This is a genomic window from Limnothrix sp. CMB-01, from assembly GCF_055193175.1.
This window is the reverse complement of the sequence record NZ_CM143720.1, coordinates 1,219,638-1,244,777: the sequence shown is the minus strand read 5'-3', so window position 1 is coordinate 1,244,777 and position 25,140 is coordinate 1,219,638. Positions and strand designations below refer to the sequence as shown.

At 55.6% G+C, this 25,140-nt stretch carries 23 protein-coding genes and 1 tRNA gene; 12 read left to right on the top strand and 12 right to left on the bottom strand.

Annotated features, from left to right (window positions below):
• Nucleotides 1-252: 252 nt before the first annotated feature.
• The 5 genes from ACZA91_RS05225 to serS form a co-directional block, all read right to left on the bottom strand.
• Nucleotides 253-1,746 carry a phospholipase D-like domain-containing protein gene (locus ACZA91_RS05225; RefSeq protein ID WP_463185047.1) on the bottom strand — a complete coding sequence of 498 codons (1,494 nt, stop codon included), beginning with the start codon at nt 1,744-1,746 and terminating at the stop codon, nt 253-255.
• 343 nt (nt 1,747-2,089) lie between these two features.
• The gene (locus ACZA91_RS05220; RefSeq protein ID WP_099533103.1) at nt 2,090-2,599 is read right to left on the bottom strand and encodes an inorganic diphosphatase; all 510 of its coding nucleotides are present in this window, start codon (nt 2,597-2,599) and stop codon (nt 2,090-2,092) included.
• A 407-nt stretch (nt 2,600-3,006) separates the two neighbouring features.
• Complete coding sequence (locus tag ACZA91_RS05215; RefSeq protein ID WP_190808234.1) at nt 3,007-3,192, bottom strand: hypothetical protein; 186 nt, start codon at nt 3,190-3,192, stop codon at nt 3,007-3,009.
• 398 nt (nt 3,193-3,590) lie between these two features.
• Nucleotides 3,591-4,064, bottom strand: a complete 474-nt coding sequence (locus ACZA91_RS05210; RefSeq protein WP_099533082.1) for a J domain-containing protein — start codon at nt 4,062-4,064, stop codon at nt 3,591-3,593.
• Between the two features lie 193 nt (nt 4,065-4,257).
• Nucleotides 4,258-5,553, bottom strand: coding sequence for a serine--tRNA ligase (gene serS, locus ACZA91_RS05205; RefSeq protein ID WP_190354487.1), 1,296 nt, complete (start codon nt 5,551-5,553; stop codon nt 4,258-4,260).
• 171 nt (nt 5,554-5,724) lie between these two features.
• Between serS and ACZA91_RS05200 the strand changes: the two genes are divergently transcribed.
• The 3 genes from ACZA91_RS05200 to ACZA91_RS05190 all read left to right on the top strand — a co-directional run bounded on the left by ACZA91_RS05200 (nt 5,725) and on the right by ACZA91_RS05190 (nt 7,338).
• Nucleotides 5,725-6,066: a Dethiobiotin synthetase gene (locus ACZA91_RS05200; RefSeq protein WP_099533084.1), complete on the top strand. Its 342-nt coding sequence runs from the start codon at nt 5,725-5,727 to the stop codon at nt 6,064-6,066.
• 36 nt (nt 6,067-6,102) lie between these two features.
• Nucleotides 6,103-6,735: a tRNA (adenosine(37)-N6)-threonylcarbamoyltransferase complex dimerization subunit type 1 TsaB gene (gene tsaB, locus ACZA91_RS05195; protein ID WP_099533085.1), complete on the top strand. Its 633-nt coding sequence runs from the start codon at nt 6,103-6,105 to the stop codon at nt 6,733-6,735.
• A gap of 111 nt (nt 6,736-6,846) precedes the next feature.
• Complete coding sequence (locus ACZA91_RS05190; protein WP_463185044.1) at nt 6,847-7,338, top strand: DUF4168 domain-containing protein; 492 nt, start codon at nt 6,847-6,849, stop codon at nt 7,336-7,338.
• Between the two features lie 134 nt (nt 7,339-7,472).
• On the opposite strand, the gene ACZA91_RS05185 is transcribed toward ACZA91_RS05190, so the two are convergent.
• Nucleotides 7,473-7,919: a cupin domain-containing protein gene (locus tag ACZA91_RS05185; RefSeq protein ID WP_099533087.1), complete on the bottom strand. Its 447-nt coding sequence runs from the start codon at nt 7,917-7,919 to the stop codon at nt 7,473-7,475.
• Between the two features lie 488 nt (nt 7,920-8,407).
• On the opposite strand from ACZA91_RS05185, the gene ACZA91_RS05180 reads away from it, so the two are divergent.
• On the top strand, nt 8,408-10,177 hold the full coding sequence (locus ACZA91_RS05180) for a transglutaminase domain-containing protein (protein ID WP_463185042.1): 1,770 nt from the start codon (nt 8,408-8,410) through the stop codon (nt 10,175-10,177).
• Nucleotides 10,178-10,357: 180 nt separating this feature from the next.
• Nucleotides 10,358-11,443 carry an ABC transporter ATP-binding protein gene (locus ACZA91_RS05175; RefSeq protein ID WP_190354490.1) on the top strand — a complete coding sequence of 362 codons (1,086 nt, stop codon included), beginning with the start codon at nt 10,358-10,360 and terminating at the stop codon, nt 11,441-11,443.
• Nucleotides 11,444-11,475: 32 nt separating this feature from the next.
• Here the strand turns inward: ACZA91_RS05175 and ACZA91_RS05170 are convergent, their stop codons facing one another.
• Nucleotides 11,476-12,198 carry an ATP-dependent Zn protease gene (locus ACZA91_RS05170; protein ID WP_099533090.1) on the bottom strand — a complete coding sequence of 241 codons (723 nt, stop codon included), beginning with the start codon at nt 12,196-12,198 and terminating at the stop codon, nt 11,476-11,478.
• A gap of 80 nt (nt 12,199-12,278) precedes the next feature.
• Between ACZA91_RS05170 and ACZA91_RS05165 the strand changes: the two genes are divergently transcribed.
• Together ACZA91_RS05165 and ACZA91_RS05160 are read left to right on the top strand one after the other, a co-directional pair.
• A complete protein-coding gene (locus ACZA91_RS05165; protein WP_099533091.1) occupies nt 12,279-13,034 on the top strand; it encodes a DUF1995 family protein in 756 nt (251 codons plus the stop codon).
• A 411-nt stretch (nt 13,035-13,445) separates the two neighbouring features.
• A complete protein-coding gene (locus ACZA91_RS05160; protein WP_099533092.1) occupies nt 13,446-14,204 on the top strand; it encodes a metallophosphoesterase family protein in 759 nt (252 codons plus the stop codon).
• A 56-nt stretch (nt 14,205-14,260) separates the two neighbouring features.
• Here the strand turns inward: ACZA91_RS05160 and ACZA91_RS05155 are convergent, their stop codons facing one another.
• Nucleotides 14,261-15,094: a M48 family metallopeptidase gene (locus tag ACZA91_RS05155; protein WP_463185038.1), complete on the bottom strand. Its 834-nt coding sequence runs from the start codon at nt 15,092-15,094 to the stop codon at nt 14,261-14,263.
• A gap of 374 nt (nt 15,095-15,468) precedes the next feature.
• Here ACZA91_RS05155 and ACZA91_RS05150 point away from each other — a divergent pair, with 374 nt between their 5' ends.
• Nucleotides 15,469-15,891 carry an Npun_F0494 family protein gene (locus ACZA91_RS05150; protein ID WP_199291458.1) on the top strand — a complete coding sequence of 141 codons (423 nt, stop codon included), beginning with the start codon at nt 15,469-15,471 and terminating at the stop codon, nt 15,889-15,891.
• A gap of 189 nt (nt 15,892-16,080) precedes the next feature.
• Entirely contained in the window at nt 16,081-17,508 is a 1,428-nt protein-coding gene (locus tag ACZA91_RS05145; RefSeq protein ID WP_463185037.1) for a cobyric acid synthase, read from the top strand.
• A gap of 61 nt (nt 17,509-17,569) precedes the next feature.
• On the opposite strand, the gene ACZA91_RS05140 is transcribed toward ACZA91_RS05145, so the two are convergent.
• Nucleotides 17,570-17,641: transfer RNA gene (locus tag ACZA91_RS05140), tRNA-Lys, on the bottom strand.
• Nucleotides 17,642-17,819: 178 nt separating this feature from the next.
• The gene (locus tag ACZA91_RS05135) at nt 17,820-18,071 is read right to left on the bottom strand and encodes a hypothetical protein (protein ID WP_463185035.1); all 252 of its coding nucleotides are present in this window, start codon (nt 18,069-18,071) and stop codon (nt 17,820-17,822) included.
• 4 nt (nt 18,072-18,075) lie between these two features.
• Between ACZA91_RS05135 and ACZA91_RS05130 the strand changes: the two genes are divergently transcribed.
• Nucleotides 18,076-19,203: a GAF domain-containing protein gene (locus ACZA91_RS05130; RefSeq protein WP_463185034.1), complete on the top strand. Its 1,128-nt coding sequence runs from the start codon at nt 18,076-18,078 to the stop codon at nt 19,201-19,203.
• A 108-nt stretch (nt 19,204-19,311) separates the two neighbouring features.
• Here the strand turns inward: ACZA91_RS05130 and ACZA91_RS05125 are convergent, their stop codons facing one another.
• Nucleotides 19,312-21,030: a diflavin flavoprotein gene (locus ACZA91_RS05125; protein ID WP_099533097.1), complete on the bottom strand. Its 1,719-nt coding sequence runs from the start codon at nt 21,028-21,030 to the stop codon at nt 19,312-19,314.
• Between the two features lie 483 nt (nt 21,031-21,513).
• Between ACZA91_RS05125 and ACZA91_RS05120 the strand changes: the two genes are divergently transcribed.
• Both ACZA91_RS05120 and ACZA91_RS05115 read left to right on the top strand, forming a co-directional pair.
• Nucleotides 21,514-21,846 (top strand): CU044_2847 family protein, encoded by a 333-nt coding sequence (locus ACZA91_RS05120; protein ID WP_463185032.1) that lies wholly within the window; start codon nt 21,514-21,516, stop codon nt 21,844-21,846.
• 29 nt (nt 21,847-21,875) lie between these two features.
• Nucleotides 21,876-23,540: a S1 family peptidase gene (locus ACZA91_RS05115; protein ID WP_463185030.1), complete on the top strand. Its 1,665-nt coding sequence runs from the start codon at nt 21,876-21,878 to the stop codon at nt 23,538-23,540.
• A gap of 43 nt (nt 23,541-23,583) precedes the next feature.
• Here ACZA91_RS05115 and ACZA91_RS05110 read toward each other — a convergent pair whose 3' ends face one another.
• Nucleotides 23,584-25,035: a M23 family metallopeptidase gene (locus ACZA91_RS05110; RefSeq protein ID WP_463185028.1), complete on the bottom strand. Its 1,452-nt coding sequence runs from the start codon at nt 25,033-25,035 to the stop codon at nt 23,584-23,586.
• Nucleotides 25,036-25,140: the final 105 nt, after the last annotated feature.

Genomic DNA, 25,140 nt, shown 5'->3' with positions numbered 1-25,140 from the left:
GCCTCAGGCTTGGGGCTGCTGGTAGATCTGGTAGATCTGATTGTCTTCCCCATTTCTGAAGTTCACGCGGAATTGGCCCAATCCGCCTAAAACGCAATTCGTGATTGTTTTCGATCGGGTTTTTGATGGGTCACGATCGGGGCATGGAGGAAGCCGCAAGAACCGCAACGGGCTGGGTCAAGCGCTGAATAAGCTCGGGATGCGCTGAACTTGCTGAATAGGCTGAATTTACTGAATGGGTTGAGGCAACCCCTAGGAACCACAGCGGGCCCGATCGGCTGCGAGGCGCTCTTTCAGCTTCGGGGTGAGGCCAGTGGTGGCGTTGCTCCAGAGGCGATCGAACTCCCGCTGAAACAGGGTCGCCACGATCGGGTGCTTGACCACCAACAGGGTTTCATCATTGAGGCGATCGGCCGCCGCCGACCAGTTGTGAGAACCGGTCACCACCGTTTGCCCATCCACCAAGCCAAATTTGTGGTGCAGCAGGTCACCCATGGGCAACTCTGGGGAACCAACGGTGGTGATCGGCGGGTTCCAAGGCCGCTGATTGGGTTCCAGTTCACAGGTTCTGCGGCGCAGGGTCACCCCCAACAGATCCAGCGCTTCGCTATAGTCCCGCGCCAAAAAGCTGGGATCCACCAACACACGCACTTTGGCTCCTCGGCGGTGGGCGGTTTCCATGGCATCCGCGATCGCCTGCTCAGAAAAGACAAACAGGGCCACATCGATCGATCGGGTGGCTGGGCCCACGGTGGCCGCAATCACTCCGTTGGTGCGTTCAGCAAAGGGAACGGCGGTTTTCATGGGTGAAAACTGAATGCCAATGGTGGCATCACCCACTTGGGTCGATCGCAGGGGGCGCAGGGGCTTGTTTGTGCCAAAGCGGCTGTTGGGCTGGCCGCCCGGCCCATCTCCCCACATCAGCCCAAATTCCTCCAGCAGCCAACCGGCCACCACGGGGCTGTCAATTTCCAACAGATTATTGGGATTGCCACGACTGGCGGGCCGGCCCATGTCGCCATGGACATCGCTGAGGGTGAAGTTTGCGGAGGTGATGATCGATCGATTGCCGTCCACCACGATGAACTTGTGGTGCATCAGGCCCGATCCCTTAGACCCATCGGCGGTGTCGTCGAGGGTGGGCACGCCGGCCTGGGCCAACATCACCATGGCATCGGTTGCCAGCACCTCCGCCTCGCTGACGGTTCCATCGCCGTTGCGATCGCCCAGCCGGAAATAATCTTCAATGCGCGATCGCTCCCGATCGCTCAGTTGCGCCAACTCCTCCGGGCTGTAGCTGCTCCAGGGACGGCTGGCGCTGTTTTCCAAAATCACCCGTACTTGCAGGCCGGCCCGGTGGCGATCGACCAAGGCTTGGGCCAACCGAGGCAAGCGCAATTCCTGCACGGCCACCACCACGGTCGATCGGGCACTTTCGACCAACTGCACCATTCGCCCTTCAAGGTCATCGCCCGATCGCTCAATGCCCCGGTAGGGATCGCGATATTGGCTAGCAGGATTGTGATTAAAAAATGCCCGCACGGGGCCCGGTTGGGCGATCGGGGAAGGACGACTTTCGGCGGAACCGGCTGAGTTGTTGAATTCAGCGGCCGGCGGCAAGGATCCCCCTTGAAACTGAGGGCCCGCCGACCCGCAACCCCACAGGGCGATCGCACCCAAAAGGCTAAACGTCCAAAGACTCGCCCAGGATTTCAACCGCCCGATCGCCCATCCGTTCGTTTCCATCACCCCGATCGCCCGTTGAACGGCAACTAGTCCACAGCGACTGTTGAGCTGTTGAGCAACTCATCCAGTCAAAGTTGAGCCACACGAGTTGAGCCAAATCAAACCAACTTGAATTGAGTCAACTTAAGCAGTTACAGCCTTTACCTAGAATTATTGGCACGCCATATTACAGATGCCATGAAGCAACGGTTTGGTGGGCATTGCCCACCCTACGGTCAACTGTGCTTAGTAATCGGGGTAAGGGCTGTAAGTCAACCTGAATTTAGCCAACCTGAATTCAGTCAACTTGGATTCAGCCAACTTGAATTAGACCAACTTGAATTAGACCAGGTTAACTGTGCAATTACTGGTAAGCAGCCACGCACTTGTCAACCAGCGCCGCCACCTTGTCCGCCTCTTGCCAACCGAGAATTTCCGTCACCTTCTTTTCCAGGTTCTTGTAGGTGCGGAAGAATTCAGCAATTTCTTCCAAGCGGTGGGGGTGAATGTCCTTCAGGGAGTTCACACCGGCATAGCGGGGATCCGCAGCGGGAACACAAAGGATCTTTTCGTCCCGATCGCCCCCATCCACCATTTCCAAGAAACCGATCGGACGTGCGGCAATCACGCAACCGGGGAAGGTCGGCTCATCCATAATCACCATCCCATCGAGGGGATCGCCATCATCCGCCAAGGTGTTGGGAATAAAGCCATAGTCAAACGGATAACGCACCGAGGCATACAACACCCGATCGAGGGCGAAGGCTTGCATATCCTTATCGAACTCGTATTTGTTCTTGCTGCCACCGGGAATTTCCACCAGCACGTTCACAATTCCGGGCTTCGGTTGGGCAGGAATGCGCGACAGATCCATGGTCTCGATCCTAAAAGCTTGCTTGAATACTTGCTTGCGCCAGAGCAAACTCCAGTCGATCGCGCCCGATCGTCCATCATCATTGACTCCCTGCAATGGCTGGATTGGGGCCCAGCTTCTTAACCCTCAGGCGATCGAGGGTTGGGCATCGATCCTGACAGACACCGGGCGCGATCGGAGCGCCCCTTTTGGCCCTCCAATAATTGCATGGAGCGCGACCCCAGGGGTAGCAACCGGTGATCGGGCGGCGGAATTGGTCGCTCAGAACGATCGACACTCAGGATCCTGAGCACTGCGAATCTATTTTGCGAATCTGTCCAGTTTGCGAATCTATTTTGCAAATCTGTCCAGTTTGCGAATCTGTCCAGTTTGCGAATCTATCCAGGGCCCAAAGCTCGCTTGAGCGATTAAGGCATCGGCTGTTCCGCACGGAAGACCGCTGGCGTTGGCAGGGCAGTGGAGGGCATTGCATCCCAATTGGAATAAACCACCGCCATCCAAGGCAAGGTCAGGGTTAACAGGGCGATCGTCGTTCCCAAACAGCGGGCCCAAACCGCCGAAGGGGGTTCCGTCAACATCGCCGGACGCGACAACAGAACGGGGGACGGAGGATCGTTAGATTTTGAGGCTGAGTTTAGGACAGAGGCTGAGGCCGAATTTTGGGGCGATTTTAGGGCGCGATTGGATGGAGAACGGAGGGGGAAGGCAGAATGCAAAAGCGGTTCGAGCGGACGACTACTACCGTCACTATCCATAGGGAAGTCTGAAATCAGCAATCGGATCTCCGCTGAATAAACCAGCGATCGGGGGCTGGGTTTGACCGTGGCTGCGGGTCGATCGGGCAGAAAACCCACCCCTCACAACCCAGCTCGGGCCGCCACCAGCTCGATGGGCGATCGATTCATCCAGTCAAATCGGGCCGCCGGGAGACACCGTGCCGATCATCGTAGCAAGTCCCCGGGCTGGGTTGGTGTTGGGAACTTGACTAAACCTACAATCCAGCAATTTGGGTGAGGGAAATTTCTCCCCGCAAAATTCCCACCACCAACACCAACGCCAAACAGCCCACAAAGGACAGGCCCAGCGTAAACAGAGCAAACAGTTCCCCGCCGGATAGGGGGCGATCGGTCGGATCCAAGTACAAATTGGAAGACTCGAAGGAACTGGGGGGCTGCAAATTTTGCCAGGGCTGCACCACCGTCCAGCGGGAATAGCCGATCGAGAGGTCATATTGCTCCCGGCGATCGGGATTGCTCAACACCGCATAGGCCTGGTTCAACTCCTGAAATTTGACCGTGGCGATCGGGAGCGGCAACTCGGTTGTGTCCGGGTGATAGGCCTTGCTCAGTTCGCGATATTGCCGCCGAATTTCAATCACATCCGCCGAGGGATGCAGCCCCAAAAGGTCGTAGTAGGTCATTTTGGGATCAAGAGAGCCAGACTGTGCCGTTCGATCGCCTGCCATAGTTGACGAACCCAATTTTGATGAACCCAATGCTGAATCAGGGTTAATCAACGGTCAATAGCCGCTAACCAAGATTCCGGTTTGATCGGTTTCCTGATTGTACTGTGATGGCCTCTCCGCCCTTGCTGCGGTGGTGCTACGGTGGCGCTGCGGTGGCGCTGCGGTGGCGCTGCGGTGGTGCTGTGTTGAGCGGTTAACGGGTTGCCGCTCCCAGCACCGTTTTGCCGCCCAGGTAGGGTTGCAGGGCTTCCGGCACGGCGATCGACCCATCCGGTTGTTGGTAATTTTCCAAAATTGCCGCCATCGTTCGACCCACAGCCAGCCCGGAACCATTGAGGGTGTGCAGGAATTGGGTTCCCTTTTTGCCCGCCTCCTTAAACCGCAAATTTCCCCGACGGGCTTGGAAATCGCCACAGTTCGAGCAACTGGAAATTTCTCGATATTTGTTTTGGGAGGGCAGCCAAACTTCCAAGTCGTAGCACTTTTGGGCCGAGAAACCCATGTCTCCCGTGCAAAGTTGCAACACCCGATAGGGCAGCTTCAAGGCCTGCAACACGCCCTCCGCATCCTGGAGCAATTGTTGGTGTTCTGCCTCCGAGGTTTCCGGCGACACAAACTTAAACAGCTCCACTTTGTTGAACTGGTGCAACCGAATGAGTCCGCGAGTGTCGCGCCCATAGCTGCCGGCTTCGCGCCGAAAACAGGGCGTGTAGGCGCAGTGGTAAATCGGCAACTGATCATCGGTCAAGATTTCATCGCGGTAAAGGCTGGTGACCGGCACTTCAGCGGTGGGCGCGAGCCACAGATCATCGCGATCGCACTTGAAACTTTCCTCCGCAAACTTGGGCAACTGGCCCGAGGCGGTTAACGAGGCGGAGTTAATTAGGATGGGGGGCAACACTTCCTGATAACCGGCGGCAATGTGGCGATCGAGCATGAAGCTAATCAACGCTCGCTCCAGGGCGGCCCCTTCGCCAATCAGCGCCACAAACCGGCTTTGGGCAATGCGGGTGGCCCGTTCAAAGTTCAACCAACCCAACTTTTCGCCAATTTCGTAGTGGGGCAAAATGTCCGATCGCGTGGGGATCAGTGCCTCGCCCCACCGCCGAATTTCCACGTTGTCGTCCTCATCCTTCCCGATCGGGGTGGTGGGGTCGGGCAAGTTGGGAATGGTCATCAGGGCGCTTTCAATTTGCGCTTTCAAGTCCCGTTCCTGGGGTTCCAGCTCTGCCAATTGGGCCTTCAGTTGGTTGCCTTCTTCCTTCAGGGCCGCCACTTCTGCCCCCTGGGGATCGGCCCCTTGCTTCATCTTTTGGCCCACCAGTTTGCCAATTTCGTTGCTGCGGGCCTGGAGATCATTGCGCCGCTGTTCCAAGTCACGCACTGCCCGATCGAGTTCCAAAATCGGAGCAATGTCGTATTGGCCACGGTGGTTCAGGCGTGCTTGTACATCATCAGGATTCGCACGCAGTAGCTTCAGGTCTAGCACGATCGATGGGGGCTGTTTTCAGTAATATCTTGAGGTGCAACCATTCTATCGGCTGGTTTACCCTTGCTCGATCGCCCCGGCCCATTTCTCGTTGCCTTGGGTTAATTAACCGCTGGCCCTGTTGGCATGAACGCTATCCGTTGATTCAACTGATTCAACCCAACCCTGTCTATGGATTACGAAACCGCCCGCGGCTTTTTGATTGGCCAAGGCAACGCGAGTTCTGAAAATGCCGATGCATTTTTGAATCGGCTGAAGGCAGGCAAACCCCCAATTCCCGGACAAGTTACCTCCATTCTGTTGGCCCTGAAAATGGTCTACAACGCTTTGGAAGGAACCCCCAGCCTCAGCCGGGAACTGGCCGGGCCGCTCTATCGGATTGCGGTAGAAAGTCGCGAGGCCTATGAACAGGGCGATCGACAGGGGGTGAACTGGCCGCCGCTGTTGGATGAAGACCTGGGGCGGATCGCGCGGGCCGCAGGCAGCATCTTTGCCGGAAGCTGGCAAGATTAGAACTTCAACAGCATTTCAAGAGCACAAGATTGCCGCATGACTGAGGGGAACCGTTGGGGCATCGCCATCCACACCGCCAGCGCCCAGTTGGGATTGGCTAAGGGAGACTCGCCCCGTGACATGGTGGGGCGGGTTTGGGAGCTGGGCACAAAACTATCCAGCGATTTCCACGATCGACTGTCGGAGTTTGTGTATCCCCTGCCTTGGTCGGCGGTGCAGCTTTTGGCGGTGGCGATCGGCCCCGGCGGTTTCACCAGCACCCGCATTGGCGTGGTGGCGGCCCGCACCCTTGCGCAACAGTTGGATCTCCCGCTGTTTGGCTATTCCACCCTGGCGGCGGCGGCCTGGCGACAGCGCCAACGGGCCCAACCGGGTGAATGGCTGGCGGTGCAAATGCCGGCCCGACGAGGAGAATGGCATGGGGGCATTTATGAGGTTACGGCGGCGGGCTTGGTGACCCATTTGAGCGATCGGGTCTTGGCTCCGGAACAGTGGGAAACCACGATCGCCCAGCAACCGGCTCCCTGTGTGATTGTGACGGCGGAGGCAGATTTGGGCCAAGACGCGATCGCCCTCTTGCAACTGGCCCAACAGGATTGGGCAAAGGACGTTCGGCCCCATTGGTCCACGGTATTGCCGCACTATGGCCAACATCCGGTCGATCGATAGGGCGATCAACCGCAATCTCAGCGCCATCGATCGGCTCAAATAAACGGCCCAACTTCATCAGCTAGAACCAATCAGCAGCTCCAGCCCATCAGCACAACCGCAGGCAGACCCATGGCCAATCGATCGAGCCAGTTTTCGTGCCTTTCTTGGGGCGATCGCCTCCGCCAAGCCGGGCGATCGGTGGGCAAACTTTTCCTCTCGATCGGGTTGATTGGTTGCCTAATCAGCGGGCTTTGGGGCAGCGCCTTGATCCCCGCCTGGGCCGCCACGGAACCGATCCCGCTGGCCGCGCCCGGGCCAGCCGCCCCGATTTCACCGGATGCCAGCGCCGTGCCGGCCGAAAAGGTGACCCAATTCGTGCGGGCCTATTTGCAAGTGCTGGCCCTGTTGGAGCGGCGGGAAGGAGAGCTGCGCCAAGCGGAAACCGAACCGGAAGCCAGCCGCTTGGAGCAGGAAATTGAGCTGGAGGCTTTCGAGGCGATCGAGCAGGCGGGTTTGAAACCCCAGGAATATGTGCAACTCCTGAGCTTGGCGAACAACGATCCCGATTTTGGAGAACGAATTGCAGCAAGGCTTCAGGAATTGGAAGCTGAACCCCGTTGAAATCAGCGATCTAGTTGAAATCAGTGATCTAAGTGGTCTACCTGTTGCGTCAGTCCTGATGAAGCGATCGAGCCAACAACCGATCGAGCGGGCGATTCGAGCGGGCGATTCAAGCGAGCGATTCGATCGGGCGATTAAGCCGCCGCTTCCACACAATTCAACAGCGCCGCCAAGGACTGCTCCGCCACTGCCAAATCGTAGGGAAAGGGTGGTTTCATGGGTCGGTAGTCAAGGCGATGGGCTGCTCCGTGACGCACCACAGCATTCACCACCAAACAGGGATCTTGGCTGAAGTTCAAAGCACCATGGGGCACACCGGGCGGAATGGTTAAAACCACCGGCACACGATCGCTCAAAGGAATGTATTGATAGCGACGGTTTTGCAACACCACCATCACAAAACTGCCCCGCACCACCAACAATTGATCGGTCTGAAATCGATGCACAAATAAATCATCCCGCGCCATGGCTGGCACTTGCACCAACATTGTTTCATGGCAGGATTGGGGCGTGTAAAACTCTGCCATTCCCGACTTCATGGAGTCGAGCCGCTTCACTTGGATTGTTTGAGAAAGTCCCATGATCTGTACCTCAAGAGCATTTGAGCGATCGATCACAATGGCGCTGGCGGTTAGTCTAACGCATTTTTTAAAAAGTCGTGGGAACTGGTTTTTTCTGGCTAATTTTTAGTTTTTGATCTTTTTGATACAAAATTTCCATTGACCCAAGATCTTTCAGCAAAATTCTTAGGCGAAACTTTCCCGTTAAATGCCAACACAGGCTCTGGGTCAAAGCTCAAGATTCGCGCCCCCCAAAAGGTCAGCAAAGGCATGACATAAGCCACGCAATGGTAAACATCGGGGAGCAATTGATCGCGATTGATTCTGAAGGTTTTCTAAAAAGTCTGCTGAAGATTCTGGGGCGTTTTTGGGAGCGATCGATAGCAAACCCCAAGCCTAGCTGTCAGTATTGGAAGGTTTCCAATCCGGTGCAATTGATACAGTCTCCGAGAACGGGTTATCGTACAAATTAATCGCGCCGCCGCCGTTGAGGCTGCCCCCTAAAAACCGTGTTTGCGAAATCTCGTCAGTCGCCATTTCGATCGCCCCATGACACCGATCGCTCCAACGCCGAGGCCACCGACTCCCCGGCCCCGCCCGATCGCCTCCATCGCCTTTGTCGTCCCTTGGCGACCTATGCCTTGCGCGGCCTGGCGATTCATCAGGATCAGGTGCTGGCCTTGGATGCGGCCCGGGGCCATCTGCTGCTGGTGGACTTGGCAACCGACTGCACTGAAGTTCTGAATGTTTATCAGGTTGGGGATTTTCTGGATGCGATCGGGCTGGCCATTGGGCCGCCGTTGGCCGGGGCTGATGTGCCTTCGGTGTGGTTCACGCGCGATCGGGAAGTGCTCGCCTGCAATTGGGGCCAGTGGGAACCAAAATCCATGTACACCCTGCCCGAGTGGGTGGAAGGGGTGGCGATTTATCGATCGACCCTATACGTGTCCTCCCAGCGATCGGGCTGTATCTATGTGCTGGATCTGAACACAGGACGTGAAATTACCCGGTTCTATGCCCCCGGAATTGGGGTAGAAAATTTGGTGGCAAGGGGCGAAGAACTTTGGGTGTGCGATCGCCTGGAGCAAACGGTTTATTGTCTCGATCGGGCGACGGGGCTGGTGAATTTCAGCGTCCTGACTCCCTACGAATCGCCCACGGCTTTGGCTTTTGATCAAGCGGGAACCCTCTGGGTGGCCTACTCGGGCGAAGAACCCTACATCCGCGACAACCCCAACGATCCGGAACCCCTGCAAGTGGCGTTCCGCGATCGGGTGACGATCGGCCCCCTGGACTATGGCTTTTATCCCGATCGGGGCTATGCCCTCTCCAACGGCTACCGGATTGAGATGTTCTATGTGGAAGAACTGTCACCCTTGGAAGGGGTGGATTTCAGTCTGCTGAAGGATTTGGAGTGGCGCATTTCCTTGCCGGCCAACACCGATCGGCAAACGGTGCAAAGCGTCGAACCCGTGGGGATGCCCTTTGAAATTGAACTGTTGCCCGACGGTCAGCAGGTGGCGGTCTTCAAATTTGGCTCGATCGAGCGGGGTGAAGGGCGGCTGTTTGGTTGGAAAGCGATCATCGATGTGCGGGGCATTCGCTACCAACTCACGCCGCCGGATGTGGAACGGTTGCCCTCCCTGGCGGACTGTCAATTGCCCGCAGACTACACCGAAAAATATTTAGTTGATAACGACAATTTGGCGATGGATCAGCCTTCGGTGCGGGCGGCGGCCCGCGAGGCGATCGGCACCGAAACCAACTTGCTGCGGCAAATGTTGGCCATTCGGAACTATGTGTACGATCGCCTGGGTTATCGGATTCGTCGCAGCATTGAACCGCCCGATGCGGTGCTTGATCGCGGCTATGGCTGTTGCGGTGAATATGTGGGCGTGTTGCTGGCCCTGTCTCGGCTGAATGGCATCGCCACCCGCACCGTAGGTCGCTACAAGTGCCCACAACCGGCCGATCGCACCCAAGTGGCGCTCTATCCCGACTACAACCACGTTTGGCTAGAGTTCTTCATTCCCGGGTTCGGCTGGGTGCCCATGGAGTCCAACCCCGACGACATCCAAGAGGGCGGCCCCTATCCCACTCGCTATTTCATGGCCCTGCCTTGGAACCATGTGGAAATTGCCAAGGGATCTCGATTCCAAGGAATCCAGTTGGGCGGGCAACCCTTGGCGGAGTTGTCGGATCTGAAGGTGGGTGACTTGGCGCTCAACCATGTGCGGTTCCGAATTTTGGAAGAGCTGGATCCACTCGATCGCCCCTAAAGTCCACGGCATCCGCGAGATCTCGTGTAGATCTCATGGGGATAGATCTACACGAGATCTGCATCGGATCCACAGGCTCCATTTTTGCGCTGATACTTGCAAGTGATTGGCAAGAAGCAAGCGAACGTCATAGGATGACCTGTGGCTGACCTTGCCCTTTGCCTTGTGGATTGCCCGACCATGACCGACGCTGCCGCCCGTTTGGATTTGGCCATTTTGCATTTAGACTGCGTAACCCGTCGCTATCAAACCGGGCCGGCTGCGGTCGATCGGGTAACGCTGACCCTGATGCAGGGCGAACTTCTGGCATTGTTGGGCCCCTCCGGCTGCGGCAAAACCACCTTGCTGCGACTCATTGCCGGGTTGGAAATGCCGAATGAGGGGGCGATCGTGCTGTCAGGGCGGCCCGTGGCGGGGCCGGGCGGTTGGGTTCCGCCGGAGCGCCGCCAACTGGGCATGGTCTTTCAGGATTACGCCCTATTTCCCCACCTGACCGTGGCCCAAAATGTCGGCTTTGGGCTAGATCGATTGCGGAAACAGGCTCCCCAGGCATTACACGATCGGGTGGCCGAGGCGATCGCCCTGGTGGGATTAGAAGGCCTGGAAAAACGCTATCCCCACGAACTGTCGGGCGGCCAACAGCAACGGGTGGCCCTGGCTCGATCGATCGCCCCGCAGCCGTCCTTAATTCTGTTGGATGAGCCGCTGAGTAATTTGGATGCCCGGGTGCGCCAACGGTTGCGCCAGGAAGTGCGAGCCATTTTGAAACGAGCCGGGGCCGCCGCCGTTTTTGTCACCCACGATCGGGAAGAGGCTATGGCGATTGCCGATCGGGTGGCCGTGATGCGTCGGGGCCAAATCGAGCAAATCGACAGCCCTGAAGGTCTCTATTGGGAGCCGGATTCCCGGTTTGTGGCCGGGTTTGTGGCAGAGACTAATTTCCTGATCGCCACCCGATCGGCCCAAGGTTGGCAAACGGAATTGGGGCTAATTTTGCCGGAACAACTGGGCAACGATCCCCCGGGCGATCGGGTGGAGCTGGCGATTCGCCAAACGGATGTGACCCTGGAAGCCGATCCCCAAGGCCACGGCCAATTGCTGGAGCGCCAATTCCTAGGACGGGAATATGTTTACCTGGTGCAATTGCCCAGCGGTGAGCGGTTGCAAGTGGTCACAGACTGGCGGTGCAAGCTGGAACCGGGCGATCGGGTGCATCTCAAAATCACCAGCCCCCGATTGCGGGCCTTCCCGATCGGCCCAGACTAATCCCGCTTCGCAACTCACGCGATTCAGCCAACCTAGGCCGCTTGGGAGGGTTGATCGATCGGGGAGACTTTGTGTTGGTCGATCGCAGCCTTGCATTGGTCGATCGAACCCCGATCGCGCAGTTGGGCCACCAAAGCACCATAGGCCCGCTCATTTTGTTGCAGCAGCGTCTTGGCTCGCAAAATCGACAAATTCATTTGGGCGGTGGCATTGGGGCGGTTGCCTTGGCCCTGGGTGCTGAGTTGGGCCCAAAGGCTCAGGAGTTTTTGGCGATCATCACTGCCGCCTTCCGCGTTGCCATAAACCAACTGTTCAGCAGCAATGCCCGCCATCCAAACGGTGGCGTAGTGGCTGAGAATGCGGGCCGGCACTTCACCGCGATCGAGCCATTGGGCCAGTTCCTGATCGGCAAATTGCACCCCACCGGAACCGGGATAGCCCTGTTGGAACGCTTCCCAAGCATTGAGGGCATAGCCAGAAACGGGAATTTCCAACAAGTGGGCCACCAAAAAATGGCCCGCCTCGTGGTGCAAAATGCGATCGCGGTGGGCCGTCGATCGGTTGGCAAACCAGTCCACCAGCAACGTGCCGCCCCGACCTTGCCACCCAAAGCGATCGACCGCCGCCAATCCCAAAAAGCCAGCGGTGAACAGGGCTGGCACTTCCGCCGGGAGGGCAATCAAGGGGCCAAACAGGCTAGACAAGGTGACCACAAACACCCCGATCGCAACCAGATTGAGCGTGATGTTTCCCATAGCGGCGGTGGCAAAGCGGCCAAAAACGGTATAAAGAACAGTATTTGTAGCTTAATAGTTTTTTCATAGAAACCCCTATCATGAGCGGAATTCCCCAGGATTTAGCCGAGGCGATCGCCCAAGCCCGCAGTGCCACCCTTGCCGCTTTGGATGAGGGGCTAACGCTCATTCAGGTGGAATTGGTTTTGCCGGAGCTGAAAGTGATGCCCGTGGCGGAAAGTTTCCTCGCGGCCTTGGAACCCTGGGGCGATCGGCTCAAAATCTTTTTTCCCGATGCGGGGGCGGCCGCCTTGGCTCGGCGCGATTGGGGCGATCGCCCTTTTCGGATCACCGATGTGGGATCGGGGCGCACTCCCATGACCGGCAAGGTGCAACCGGAGGATGGCATCTTTTTGTTCATTGAACCGTCGGCCGTGGAAGTGACTCAGGTGGAGCAACTGTGCCAAGAGGCGGGCGATCGACCCGTGATTTTCCTGAATCCTCGGATGGAAGACCTGGCGATCATTGGCATTGGCTATGCGGGCCGGCAACTGCGCGATCGGTTCTTAAACCGAATTGTCACGGCCTATTATCTGCGCCCCATTGAAGGAGCAGCCGTGCGCCGGGCTTTCCCGGGCCAGTGGGAAGTGTGGCTGGAACCCGCTGACGAGAATGCTGATTATCAATTGGTGGCCACCCGTCCCCAACGGCCCGCTGGCGAGGCCTTGGATGAAATCTTGCTGCAAGCCACTGGCGGTGAGGACACCAACAGCGCCAACGCGGCCGTGAATGCGGCGGCCCAGCGCCAAGGCTTCCTGGGGCAATTGCAAAATTTCCTGAAGGCCCTCAGCAACTAGACCTTCCGCAGTTCGGGCTTTTGCCATTGGGTTAATCAACGAACTGAAGATGAGGGGAACGGGAAGCGGGTTTGAACACAAGCCATCGGTTCGATCGAGTCCGGCCGCGATGGCTGATTCTTCTAACCCCAACCCACCCGGACAAGGGGTTTAAACCCCTTGTCCCCACGATCGATCTGCCCCCTGCGATCGAACAACGGCAGCTCGATCGGTTGGATCGGCTCGATCAGCTACATTCGTCACCGTAACTTGTGACGATTCTCACGGGCGATCGTGGATCAGGTATTAAGCGGTCAAAACCCGATGGCGCTAAGCTGTAAGTCGAATTAACGGCGGTCTGCGAAAAAATCCCCCATCAGATCGCGATCGTGAACTGGCATGTTGGGGCGATCGCACGTCAAGATAATAGGTATGGATGCGACTTCAGCGACTCGAAAAATTGTCATTGGTGATGTCCACGGACAATACGATGGCTTAATGCACTTGTTGGGCTTGATTGCACCTGGCCAGGATGATCAGCTCTGCTTTGTGGGTGATTTAATCGATCGCGGCCCCAAAAGTGCCCAGGTGGTGGATTTCGTGATGCATAGCCCCTACCAATGCTTGCTGGGGAATCACGAACGCATGTTGCTGGACATTTTGCACGAGGGTCAAGTGCTGCAACAACCGCTGCAAGCCTGGCTCTTCAGCGGTGGACAAATGACCCTGGTGAGCTACCAAGATTTTTATGGCGAGCCGGGAATTCCCCACGCGCACTTTGACTGGATGCGATCGCTCCCCCTCTACGTTGATTGGGGTGACTATTGGATTGTCCATGCGGGGGTGGATCCCACTTTGCCCCTAGATGTGCAAGGCATTCAGCAATTTTGTTGGATCCGTGACTCGTTCCACAGCTTCCCCCAGCCCTACTTCAACGACAAAACGATCGTGACGGGCCACACCATCACCTTCACGCTCCCGGGCATTGAACCGGGGCAATTGGCTCGGGGGCCCGGCTGGCTGGACATTGACACCGGAGCCTATCACCCCCGCAGCGGTTGGTTGACGGGCGTTGACCTCACTCAGCAAATGGTCTACCAGGTCAATATTTATCGCAGTGAAACCCGAATTCGGCCCCTGGCGGAAGCGACGATTTCGATCATGCCAGAGGCCGTGGTGGGTCGATTCTAGGGGCGATCGCCTGTTTTCAGTGCCCGTTTTTAGCGCCCGTTTTCAGTGCCTGGCCGTTAGCGCAGGGACGATCGCACAAATCCTTGATATTCCGCATTGTCCAGCCCCATGCCATTGCTGCCATTGGGGCCAATCAGTTGCAGCAATCGCGCCACCCGTTCATCACTGTTGGGGTGAGTGCTGAGGATGGCAGGCGGTTCCCGCCGACTACGAAGTTTTTGTAAAAAGCTGGGCAACCCGATCGGGGCATATTGGGCCCGTTGCAGCAGGGTCACCCCCACTTGATCGGACTCAAATTCCGCTTGGCGACTGCGGGGCAAATTTAACGCCAACTCCACACCCAGGCTGGTGGCCCGGCGGCGATCAAGACCCGTGGCGCTCAAAATTCCGTCCGACAGGGCCCGGCTCCGCAGGTTTTTGACCACATGGCGCTCGGTGATGTGGCCAATTTCGTGGGCCATCACGCCAGCGAGTTCCGCTTCGTTTTCGGCCGCAACCATCAGCCCCAAATTGACATAAACAAAACCGCCCATGGTGGCAAAGGCGTTGATATCGCGGCTGTTGACCACCCGAAAGGTGTAGGGAATGTTGGGGCGGCTGCTGACGGCGGCGAGGCGCTGCCCGATCGAGTCCACCAGCCGATTGAGGGGACTGTTATTCACCAATCGTAATTGGCGGCTCAGTTCCCGATCGATCTGTCGCCCTAAATCCACTTCTTGGGCATCGGAAAGATTCGAGAGTTGATAAACTTCAAAGCCGCGTCGGAGCAGGTCTAACCAATCGACCGCTTGGACGATCGGTGGTGTGCTGAGGGTGGTGATCACGGCCGCACAAAGGGCCAGCAAACCGTAAATCCAGCGGCGCGATCGCCCGGAGGTGAGGAAAGTCATAGCTTCAGTTCCTTTGCCGATCCCTTTTCCCATCTATCATTGACCGGGATGCCTCAAAACTGCGGGATTCGATCGGCCACTGACGCGATCGACCAATCCTGAACTAGGCTGCTCTGAATGACGGAATTTCCCATTCTCAAGATCCAACGACGCTGTACTTTGGAGATAGAAATCAGCAGGGGTGCATTAGCGGTCGAAATTGCCCAAATTCAACCATTCTCATCGCCAACATTTTCCACCTTCAGCATTTCCAGCATTCTTCAGCATTTCCAACATTCTTCAGCATTGAAAATTCCCAGGATTCAGCATTTCCAGGATTTAGCATTTCCAACACAAGGGTTAACCAACAGCTAGGCAAGGATTGAGGTATTGGCGTGGAAACAGCGGAGCAAGCAAATCAGCAGGTGAACCCAATCCAAATCACCTATCCTGAGAAAACGGTGCATCGAGCCGCGCGTGCTGTCCGTTGTGCGCCGTTTGGGGTGAAGTTCTACGAGTCCATGCGCAGTCGCAGTGTGGCGATCGCGGAGTTGGTGGGTGTGGCGGCTGTGCAACAATCAATGACCCGATCACCCTTGGGCGAGTTGGCCGCAGAAAACGAACTGATGTGGCTAATTCAGGTGGGGATGTTACGACGGGAGGTTGATGGTCAAGGCTTGACCGATCGATTCCGGCTCACGCCCCTGGGGTTTTTGTTGCTCGATCGGTGGCAGGCGAACCCCGCCGCCTGGACTCAGGGCCGATGGGGCGATCGCCTGCGGAATGGTCTGTGGCGCTGGGGACGATGGCCGCTCTAAGTTTCGGTCTCTCGTGATCATTGCTCAGTTTCAGCTTCCAGTTCTGTCGCCCGGCTTCGGCCCGGATTTCGACGCGAACTTCGGCATGAATCCTTCCCCGCCGTGGTGAAGGCTCTTGCCCCTTAAAACATTTCAGTAATCGCAGTATTTGGGATAACCGATCGTTTATCGGTTCCGAAGTTGAAGTTTATGGACACACAGGCTCTCAAAGCAATTTTGCTGATCGGCACAGGTAACGCGGCCGGGAAGTCGCTGTTGGCTTCGGCGCTCGGTCGGCTGCTGTATCGACGGGGCCTGAAGGTGGCTCCCTTCCAAGCCCAAAGCACCTCCTCGATGCTCTACACCACCAACCAAGGGGAACAAATCGCCTATTTCCAGGCGGTGCAAGCCTGGGCGGCCCGCACGGAACCCCAAGCGGATTTCAATCCCCGCTGTTCCGGTGATCAGTCTCCGGAACGGGTCTGGGCGGTGCTCAAACAATCCCTTGAGCGGTTAACCCAGTCCTTTGATGTGTTGGTGGCCGATGGGGTGGGCAGCCCGGCCGATGCGTATTTGACGGGGCAGGATGTTTGTAACTTGCACTTGGCGCAAACCCTGAATGCGCCTGTGGTGTTGGTGGTGGATGCCGATCGGGGGGGCTGGTTGGCCAGCGCGATCGGGACGTTGGAGCTGATGGATCCAACCGAAAAAGCATTGGTACGGGCGATCATCATTAACAAATATCGGGGCAATCCCGATCGGCTCAAGCCCGGTCGCGATTGGTTGGAACAGCGCACCGGAATTCCCGTGGTGGGAGTTATGCCCTGGCTCCAGAACCTCTTCCCCTCGCCTGAGTCGATCGACCTGTTTGCTCGCCGTCGTCGTCAATCGGACATTGAAACCACGATCGCCGCCGTGCGCTTGCCCCACATCGCCAGCTTCAGCGATCTGGATCCGCTGTCGGCCGAGCCAACGGTTTCCCTTCGCTACATTGATTTGGGTCAAGAATTGGGCTATCCCGACGCGGTGGTTTTGCCGCGATCGAACAACCTAGCCGAAGATCTCCAGACCCTGCACCAATCCGGTTTTGCGGAAGATCTCCAGCAATACGCGATCGCGGGCGGCACTATTTTGGGCATTGGCGAAGGATTCCAGATGCTGGGTCGCCAGGTGGTGCAACTGCAAGGGCTAGACACCGCTTCCCAGGAACTGATGGGACTGGATCTGTTGCCCATCTCCAGCATCACCACAGGCGACTGGATCGATCGGGAACGCCAGGCCACCTCCAACTATCCCCAAGCGGGCTTGCCGGTCACCAGCCGTGAATTTCGCCAAAGCTACACCCAAATTTTGGACAGCCAAAGCGTGCAGTCCCTCTTTGACGATGCCAAGCTGGGCGTGGTGTCCAGCAGCCAACTGGTTTGGGGAACCTATCTGACGGATATTTTTGATAGCAGTCCTTGGCGGCGGGCTTGGCTCAACCGTTTGCGCCACCAACGGGGTCTGTCTTCCTTGCCCACGGGAATTCCCGACTACCGGGAGCACCGGGATATGTTGCTGGACTCACTGGCCGACGATGTGGCGGTCAATATCAATCTCGATCGACTCTGGGCCGCCATCGGCCTTCACTTTAAATAACGCAAAATAACGCAACAGAATGAGCGATTCAAGACGCGGCTCAGGGTGTTGCTTCAAAAAATGGGTGACCTGGGATTCGAACCCAGAACCAGCGGATTAAGAGTCCGATGCGCTGCCGTTGCGCCAGTCACCCTGGTTGCTTGTGGGTCAAGCTTGTTTATATTGCCAAAGATGCTGAAAAAGTTCAAGCACCTTTGCCAGAATTCACCCAGAATGGGAATGGAAAACACGATCGCCCCCGCCAAGGATCGCGATCGGCCAGCAAATTAGCCCCTCAGTGGCGAGATTCTCAGGTGCTAGACCCTCAAGCGCTAGATTCTCAGCCAGAGCACGACAAGGTTAGTTTGCCGTTTCCAAGCTTGGCATTTCCCGATCGGCTCATCTCCAGCATCCGCCAACCCCCGCGCACCCCGTCCAATCCGCTGCCCGATCGTCCCTTGGCAGCCGCTGGTGGTGATGCCCAGTGGCGAAAAGCGACCAGTTCCGCGATCGGGGCCCCGCAATTCGGGATGAGTGATACCTTGGCTAGAGTTGGCATTCACGGCGGCGAGTTGGGAGAGCAAGGTTATGAGCGATCGCGATGGGTCCGGCATCTTGGCCAGTCCCGAGGTTTCCAGACTCAATGCTGAAATCGATCGCCTTAATGCCCACAACGCTGCCCTTCGTCTTCAGCAGGAACTGTTGGGCAGTTGGATCGTGACAGCCCGAATGACCACCGCCACCGGCTTGGTGTTGCGGGCCCTGACTCAACAGATCTTGGAAGCCCTGCAATCCCTGTGCCAGGCAGAACAGGGCAGTATTTTTCTCCTCGATGAGCACCTGCAAGCCACGGAATGTTTGTTGGCCCGAGGCTCCACCATTCGGGAGCAAAAGCGAGAAATCGTTAACCAAATTCTGAAAGAAGGGCTGGCAGCCTGGACGATCCAGCACCGACAAATCGCGATCGTGATGGACACCATGACCGATGAGCGGTGGTTGCAACTGCCCAACCAACCCTACACGGTGCGATCGGCCCTTTGCATCCCCATCCAGCGCGGAAAACGGCTGTTGGCGCTGGCCACCCTCATGCATAGCCAACCGCACCACTTCACCCCCTTGCGTGTGGAGCAGGCCCAATTTGCCGCCGACGCGATCGCCCTCAACTTAGAAAACGCCTTGCTCTATGACCAGCTCACCAGCAGCCTAAACGAAAGCAAAGAGGATCCCCTCAGCCACGAAGCGCCGTCCTTTGGGGGCGAGTCCAACGCCTTGCCCTCCTTGGCGAACCCCTTTGAAGACTCGATCGCCAGCTCCAACATTCTCCCCAGCAGCATCCAAAGTGCGGTCAACGCCAGCGAAGCCCGCGGCCTTGAAGAAACCGGCCTTTACATCACCACCGCTGAAGGGCGATTACGTTACGTTAACCGCTGCTTTGCTCAAATTTTTGGCTATCGGCGGCGCGAATTGGCACGGGTGGAGTCCATCCTGGATTTAATTCCCGTGGACTATCAAGCCATGCTGGTTCACAAGCTGGAAGACTGCATTCGCGACAATCAGCGCCCCTTAAGCTGCTTGCTGCCGGGACTGCATCGATCGGGGCGGTTGATTGGCCTCGACTTGTACGGTGAGCGGATTCACTTTTCCGGCGAACCGGGCGTGATTGGCATGGTGCGCCGGGTCGATTCATCGCCCTATCGCACGGGCAACACCGTTTAAGGAGAGTTGTTGAATTAGCCAGTGGTCTACGGGTCAGGTGGGCAATAATGCCCACCCTACCGGCTGTTGATTAACCCTTGACCCGATCGCGCCCCGGAGTCGTGGTGGTTAGTAGTGGTTACCTACTTTGCGGTGGTGAACGGCCGTGAGGGCATTTTCCTTCGAGACCCGACCGTTATCCACGGCGCTGTAGACCAGCCAGTGATCCCCGCAATCCATCCGGCTGCTGACCTGGCATTCCAAATAGGCCAGCGCGTCGCTGAGGATGGGGGAGCCGTTGATGGCTTGCTGGGTTTCCACGCCAGCAAAACGGTCTTCACCGGGGCCAAACCGCTTCAGGAAGTGCCGCATCAGGTGGCCGTAGTTGCCCTCTTCCAAGATGTTCAGCACGAAGCGATCGCCCACTTGCATCAGCGACTCGATCGCCCGGTCTTTGGCCACCGCGATCGTAATTCCCAGGGGCTGGAAGCTGGCTTGCACCACCCAAGAGGCCAACATGGCGCTGGCCACATCGCCCTTCTTGGCCGTGATGATATACAAGCCGCCGCTCAAACGACCCAAGGCCTTATCCAAATCGGAATCTAGGGACTTCATTTGCTTGACGGTCTCTTTAACCATCAATGCCTGGCCCAAGTCCGTGCCCGCTTCTTCGCAAAGTTGGTAAGTGAACGCTTGGGGCTTGGTGCTAATCCGAATTACGTCAAAGGCTGGCTTCAGACCCAAATCCCGGAAGCGGTTGAACAGGGGATAGCTCGGCTCGTCTTGGCCACCGCCAGACTCAAACACACCAATCCGCTGCTTGTTGTTGGCCACGGTCAAGATGGTGCCGATCGCCGCTTCGCATTCCCCTTGGGGCGGTGCAGCCAAAACCAGCGCCACCGATCGCTCCACCAATTCCCGCAACTCCTGAGGATCAGCCGCTTTCAGATCCATCATTTCCACAGCCACGCCGGTTTTGGTGATCCCCTTGGCGATCGACTGGGACAGCCGATCGCTGTAGCCATAGTCGGACACATAGAACACGGCGGCAGTGGTTTCCGCTTCGGCCTTGGTTTGGCTCCAGTGGCGATAGCGACCGGTGAGTTCAACCACGTTGTGGCGCAACAGGGGGCCGTGGCCGGTGGCGATCGTGTGGTAGCCGGGGAGGGCATCCATCCGCTTCATGGCTCCCAAGACCGATCGAGCATTGGGGGCCATCAGGCACTCGTAATAGAACCGAAAATCCGGCTCGATCGCCCCTAAATCCGCATCAAACAGGTCATCGCTGCAATAGTGCATCCCAAAGGCATCGCAGGTGTAGAGGGTCTGCGTCCCGTGGTCATAGGTAAAGATCGTGTCTGGCCAATGGAGATTGGGCGCATTCAAAAACTCCAGCACATGCCCTTGGCCCAAATCCAGGCTCTCGCCGCTTTTCACCAGCAGTTTGCTGAAGGGCTGGTGAATCAGATTTTCCAGAAACTGAATCGCCACCTTGGAAGCCACCACGGTGATATTAGGATTCAAGGCCAGCAGATCCGCCACCAAGCCGCTGTGATCCGGTTCCGTGTGGCTCACCACCAAGTAATCGATCTGGGCCGGGTCGATCGCGCCCTTCAGGGTATCCAGATAAAGTTGGCGAAATTTGGCGTGGGAGGTGTCCACCAGGGCCACTTTGTCCCCGCGAATCAGGAAGGAGTTATAGGTTGTGCCGTTTTGCAGGCCAAATTCAATATCAAAGCGATCGCGATCCCAGTCCAGCGATCGAATCGTCAGGGTTTGGGCGGCAATCTCGGCGGTTTGAATCGTCAACCGCTTCTCGGTTTGCGGACGTTCTGTGGCGACAACCATGCTCGCACCTCCTGGGCTTGACCGATCTGGATGGGGGATTTGTTAAGTTGTTTTACCTATCTTGACACAAGGGATACAGAAATACGGGGCGATCGGGCGGAGCGATCGTTTGCAGTCATGATGCTGAAAATTGACATGGCTTATATATGAATCTAAGAATTTCCAATTTTTCTGATGTATTACGCCTTTAAAATGATTTAAATCAGGTGAGCTGACATCCAAAACCTTGCTTTTACTGTTTGCGGCTAATGGATTAACAAGCTTCGTAGGTGTGACTCTGCGTCGGCTAACTGGATTACTGCAATACCTAGCCCCAATCATTATGATATTGACCAAGGCTGGGTTGTGCCCTTTGAGCTTTTCATAACGAGCCACGTCTTTGAATTCCTTTGAAAAGTGAATTTTGTTTTGTGCTATCTTGGAAAAAACTAGAACTGCAACCTGTAGCTCCATCAGCTAAAGCTAGTCATTCAATCAACGGATATGAGTGGATTTCATAACAGTCAAAGCCCGCGTCGAATCCCTGTTGAGCTTTCAGACAAGACAATAATCTATGTGGAAGTTGAGACTATTGGAGATCAGCCTGTCTCTTCGTCCAAGGCTTCTATCAAAGGTGTAATGCAAAAGCTTGAGTCTCTGGCTAAAGATTTAGGAGATAGCGTAAAGCAAATATCAGATGTTGCATGCCCTGATGAAATCAGTATTGAAATGGGACTTGAAGCATCCTTGGAAACAGGAAAGTTGTCAGCAATCCTTGTACAAGGTGGTAGCAAAGCGAACTTTAAAGTGACTATGAAATGGAATCTTGAGCGGTAACCAAACAAAGAACTTCTTAAACTAATCCGATGTCACTTGATAAACTGCAGCTATCCACAGTCAAGATAGAGACTAATAATTCAACGGGAACTGGCTTTTTTATAGGCTCTAATCATATTCTGACATGTGGCCACGTCGTTGCATCATCATTGGATGATATATCGTTTACCTGGAGAGGTGAAAGGAGAAATTGGAAATGTTCTATTAAAGAATTTCATGATCGCGATGATGATGAAACACTGAGCTGGCTAGACATAGCAATTTTAGAAATCGATTTTCAAAAGTCCTTAAACACTCCGCCTCCTTCTATAGATTTAGAACTCGATGACCCTGAGCCAGGCGACAAAATTTACACGTTTGGATATCCGTCAGCAGACTATAGTCAACCCAATGAAGGTGAAGCTAGTTTTTTGATTTATGAGGGGCCATATTATGAAAAAGAGTGGGGAAATACAGCATACAAATTAAAAGACTCAGATATTCAGCCGGGCATGAGTGGATCCCCCCTTTATCGTAAACATGTAGATCGTGTTTGTGGGATAGTTCAGCTATCAAGACAATTCGGAGGTGCAAGAGGGTTGGCAGTGTCAACTCTCGTGAAATATGTGCCTTATATCCTTGAAATCAATAAAATAGCAAAACGTCAACAAAAAATCTGGTTCGAGTTTCCTAAGATTCGGCCTGCTGATATTAACTTAAACAAAAAAATTTCAAAAAGACTACCAATGATTTATTTTTTGGGAATTAATGCTTTTTCTCACTATATGTTGTCTAAAATGATTGTTTGGAATCAATATAGTGATTGTCAACTACCTCATAGAGTTGCTATTCGTTTGATTTCTTGTTCTCACTCGATCCATAAAATCTCTGAAGAAATTAATAATGTTCTCAGTGAACTCGACGATAAGTTTCGACGAAACTTTGGGAGAAGACAAGATTTTGAAGATTTAAGTATTGAAATACAAACTTATATGCTCATTACAAATTTCATAGCCAATTTTTCTTGTAAAAGAACTGATTCTTATGGAAGGATACTAGACATTCTAGATACGTCGCGACAGAGGTATGATTTCCTCGACCAAAATCTTGATTCAGAGACTGATTTGGTTCCGATAGTATCCAAGAAACTGGTGTTCTGGGATAGAAAAGAAATTTTTAGAAAATCAAAACAAAAACTGCTCTCCAATCTGTCGGGCTTGGGTCTACAGGCAGAAGTAGTTCAATTTTCAAAGTTGAACGATATACTGCAGCAGTTATATAGCCTTAGAGAGGTTGATTCTTCTATTCATGAGAAACAATGGACTGAGTTGGTGCAGCTTAAGGTTAATGACTTTATCACTGAAAATTTAGTAACACTATCCTGGGTAGAGATATCTTTACTCAAAAAGGTTGAACTTTTACTTTGTGAAAAATTCTTCCAAACCCAAAAGGAAAATTATCATTTGTACGCTGAAATTAGTCAGTACTGTGGACTAATAGACCCGAATACAACAACCTATCACTGGAACGATAGCTGCTTTCATCTTGATAAGCTGAAATGGTTGCTGATGGGACAAATTATTCGAGTTCGACGCGGAGAAGCTTCAGACGTAACGATTCGGGGTGTGGGTTTAAAGGAGCATCAGGCTATTCTAGATAACTATGAAGCACACCAGTTGAAGAAGTGTGGTATCTGCCACAAGAATAAAGCCTAAACTTTAGAGACAAACCTAAGCAGGCTGTCTCTAGCACTAATTGTTACTGTGGCTTAGAATTGTCGATCACGGCGTATTGGACTTTATAGGAAGACTTCACCGCCTCGATCGTGGCGGCCATCAACGCTTCAAAGGGATCCTTGGGTTTGTCAGCAGCGGCGATCGGGCTGCTTGCGCCTGCCAGGAACTTTGCCGGATCCGTCACCACCCAACCTTGGGCCGTGAGCTGACGAACTTCAAAGTGCAAGTGCGGCCCCGTGGACATGCCCGTGCTGCCCACCCGACCGATCACTTCCCCTTGCTTAACCGTAGCTCCCGGCTTCACAAAGATTTCCGATAAGTGACCGTAAAGGGTCTTTTGCGTGTCGCCATGATCCAACACCACCGTTAGCCCATAGCCCCCCAAAAAGCCCCCGATCGAGACCTTGCCATCCAACACCGCCACCACGGGCGTGCCCAAGGGAGCCGAAAGGTCAGTGCCCGCATGAAAGCGGCTGTAGCCCAGGATCGGATGCACCCGCCAACCAAAGGAGGAGGAAATTGGAGCCAGGCTGGTGAGCGGAAACAGCATTTTTAGGTTGCCATTGCCCAACAGGCCCTTGGGGCGACCGCTGCGGAAATAGTAGCTGTTGGCATCGAAGTTCACGCCGTTTAAGCCCACGGTTAGGGGGCCGATTTTGACGGAGATGGGCGATTGGGCCGGCAGGGCACTGCCCACGGAACCAAGGCGCATGGGGCTGCCCATTTGGAGGTGGGAACCCCGATCGCCCGTGGGAATAGCCACAATTCCGGGGTGGCCAGCTTGGCCGGGTTGCCCAGGCGATCGGGTCACGGTGCAACCGGCGCTGAGGCGGCCGCCCACACTGGCGCAACCGGTGGAGCGTTCTGTGAACTGAATTTCGCTGGGCGGGGCCTGGCGTTGGGTGGCTCCCAAGTTGAAATCATTGGACTGGTCGATCGGGCCGCGGCTGGTGGAGCGCTCTTCCGGGGAGGGGGCCAGGCGAGGAACGTTCGGCAGTTCCCGTTGGGGAGTCCGTTCCACAGCCGGTGCGGGCCGCTCAATTCGGGCTGGGCGATCGGGATTCGCGGCGGGCTTCGGTTCCGGCGGTGCGGCGGGTGCTTCCGGGGCCAAGTCTGCGGAACCGCCGCTGGGGGCCGCGTCGATCGCCCGGATTGGGGTTGCCAGTCCGCCGAGCAAGCTGGTCATTGCGCCAACCCACCCGAGACCTTGCAAAATGCGACGGCGACGGCGTTGGAGACGGGTGGGGAAGTTGGGGCGGTGGTTCATGGCGCGGTTGGGAGCGCAATGCATGGCGTAATGGGACGGGTACAGCAAAAACAGCGTGAAAGACCTGGTTCCAGAAGGAGCGCAGTGGGCTTCGGGCGGACGAGCCGCTGGGGAAGCGTCACCGAGCCTTAGACGGCGCGATCGCCCAAAATGTTCAGAAAATGTTGAGCCACGGTCTGAAATCACAGCCAAAAACGGCTGACGCACCCTTTGACCGGGGCTTTGGAGCCAGGACAGTTGCCAAAGCCTGAGGACGTTACTGCTCTCTTCAGGAATGGCAATGACGGGTCAGGGGGTTCCGGCTCAGTCCTC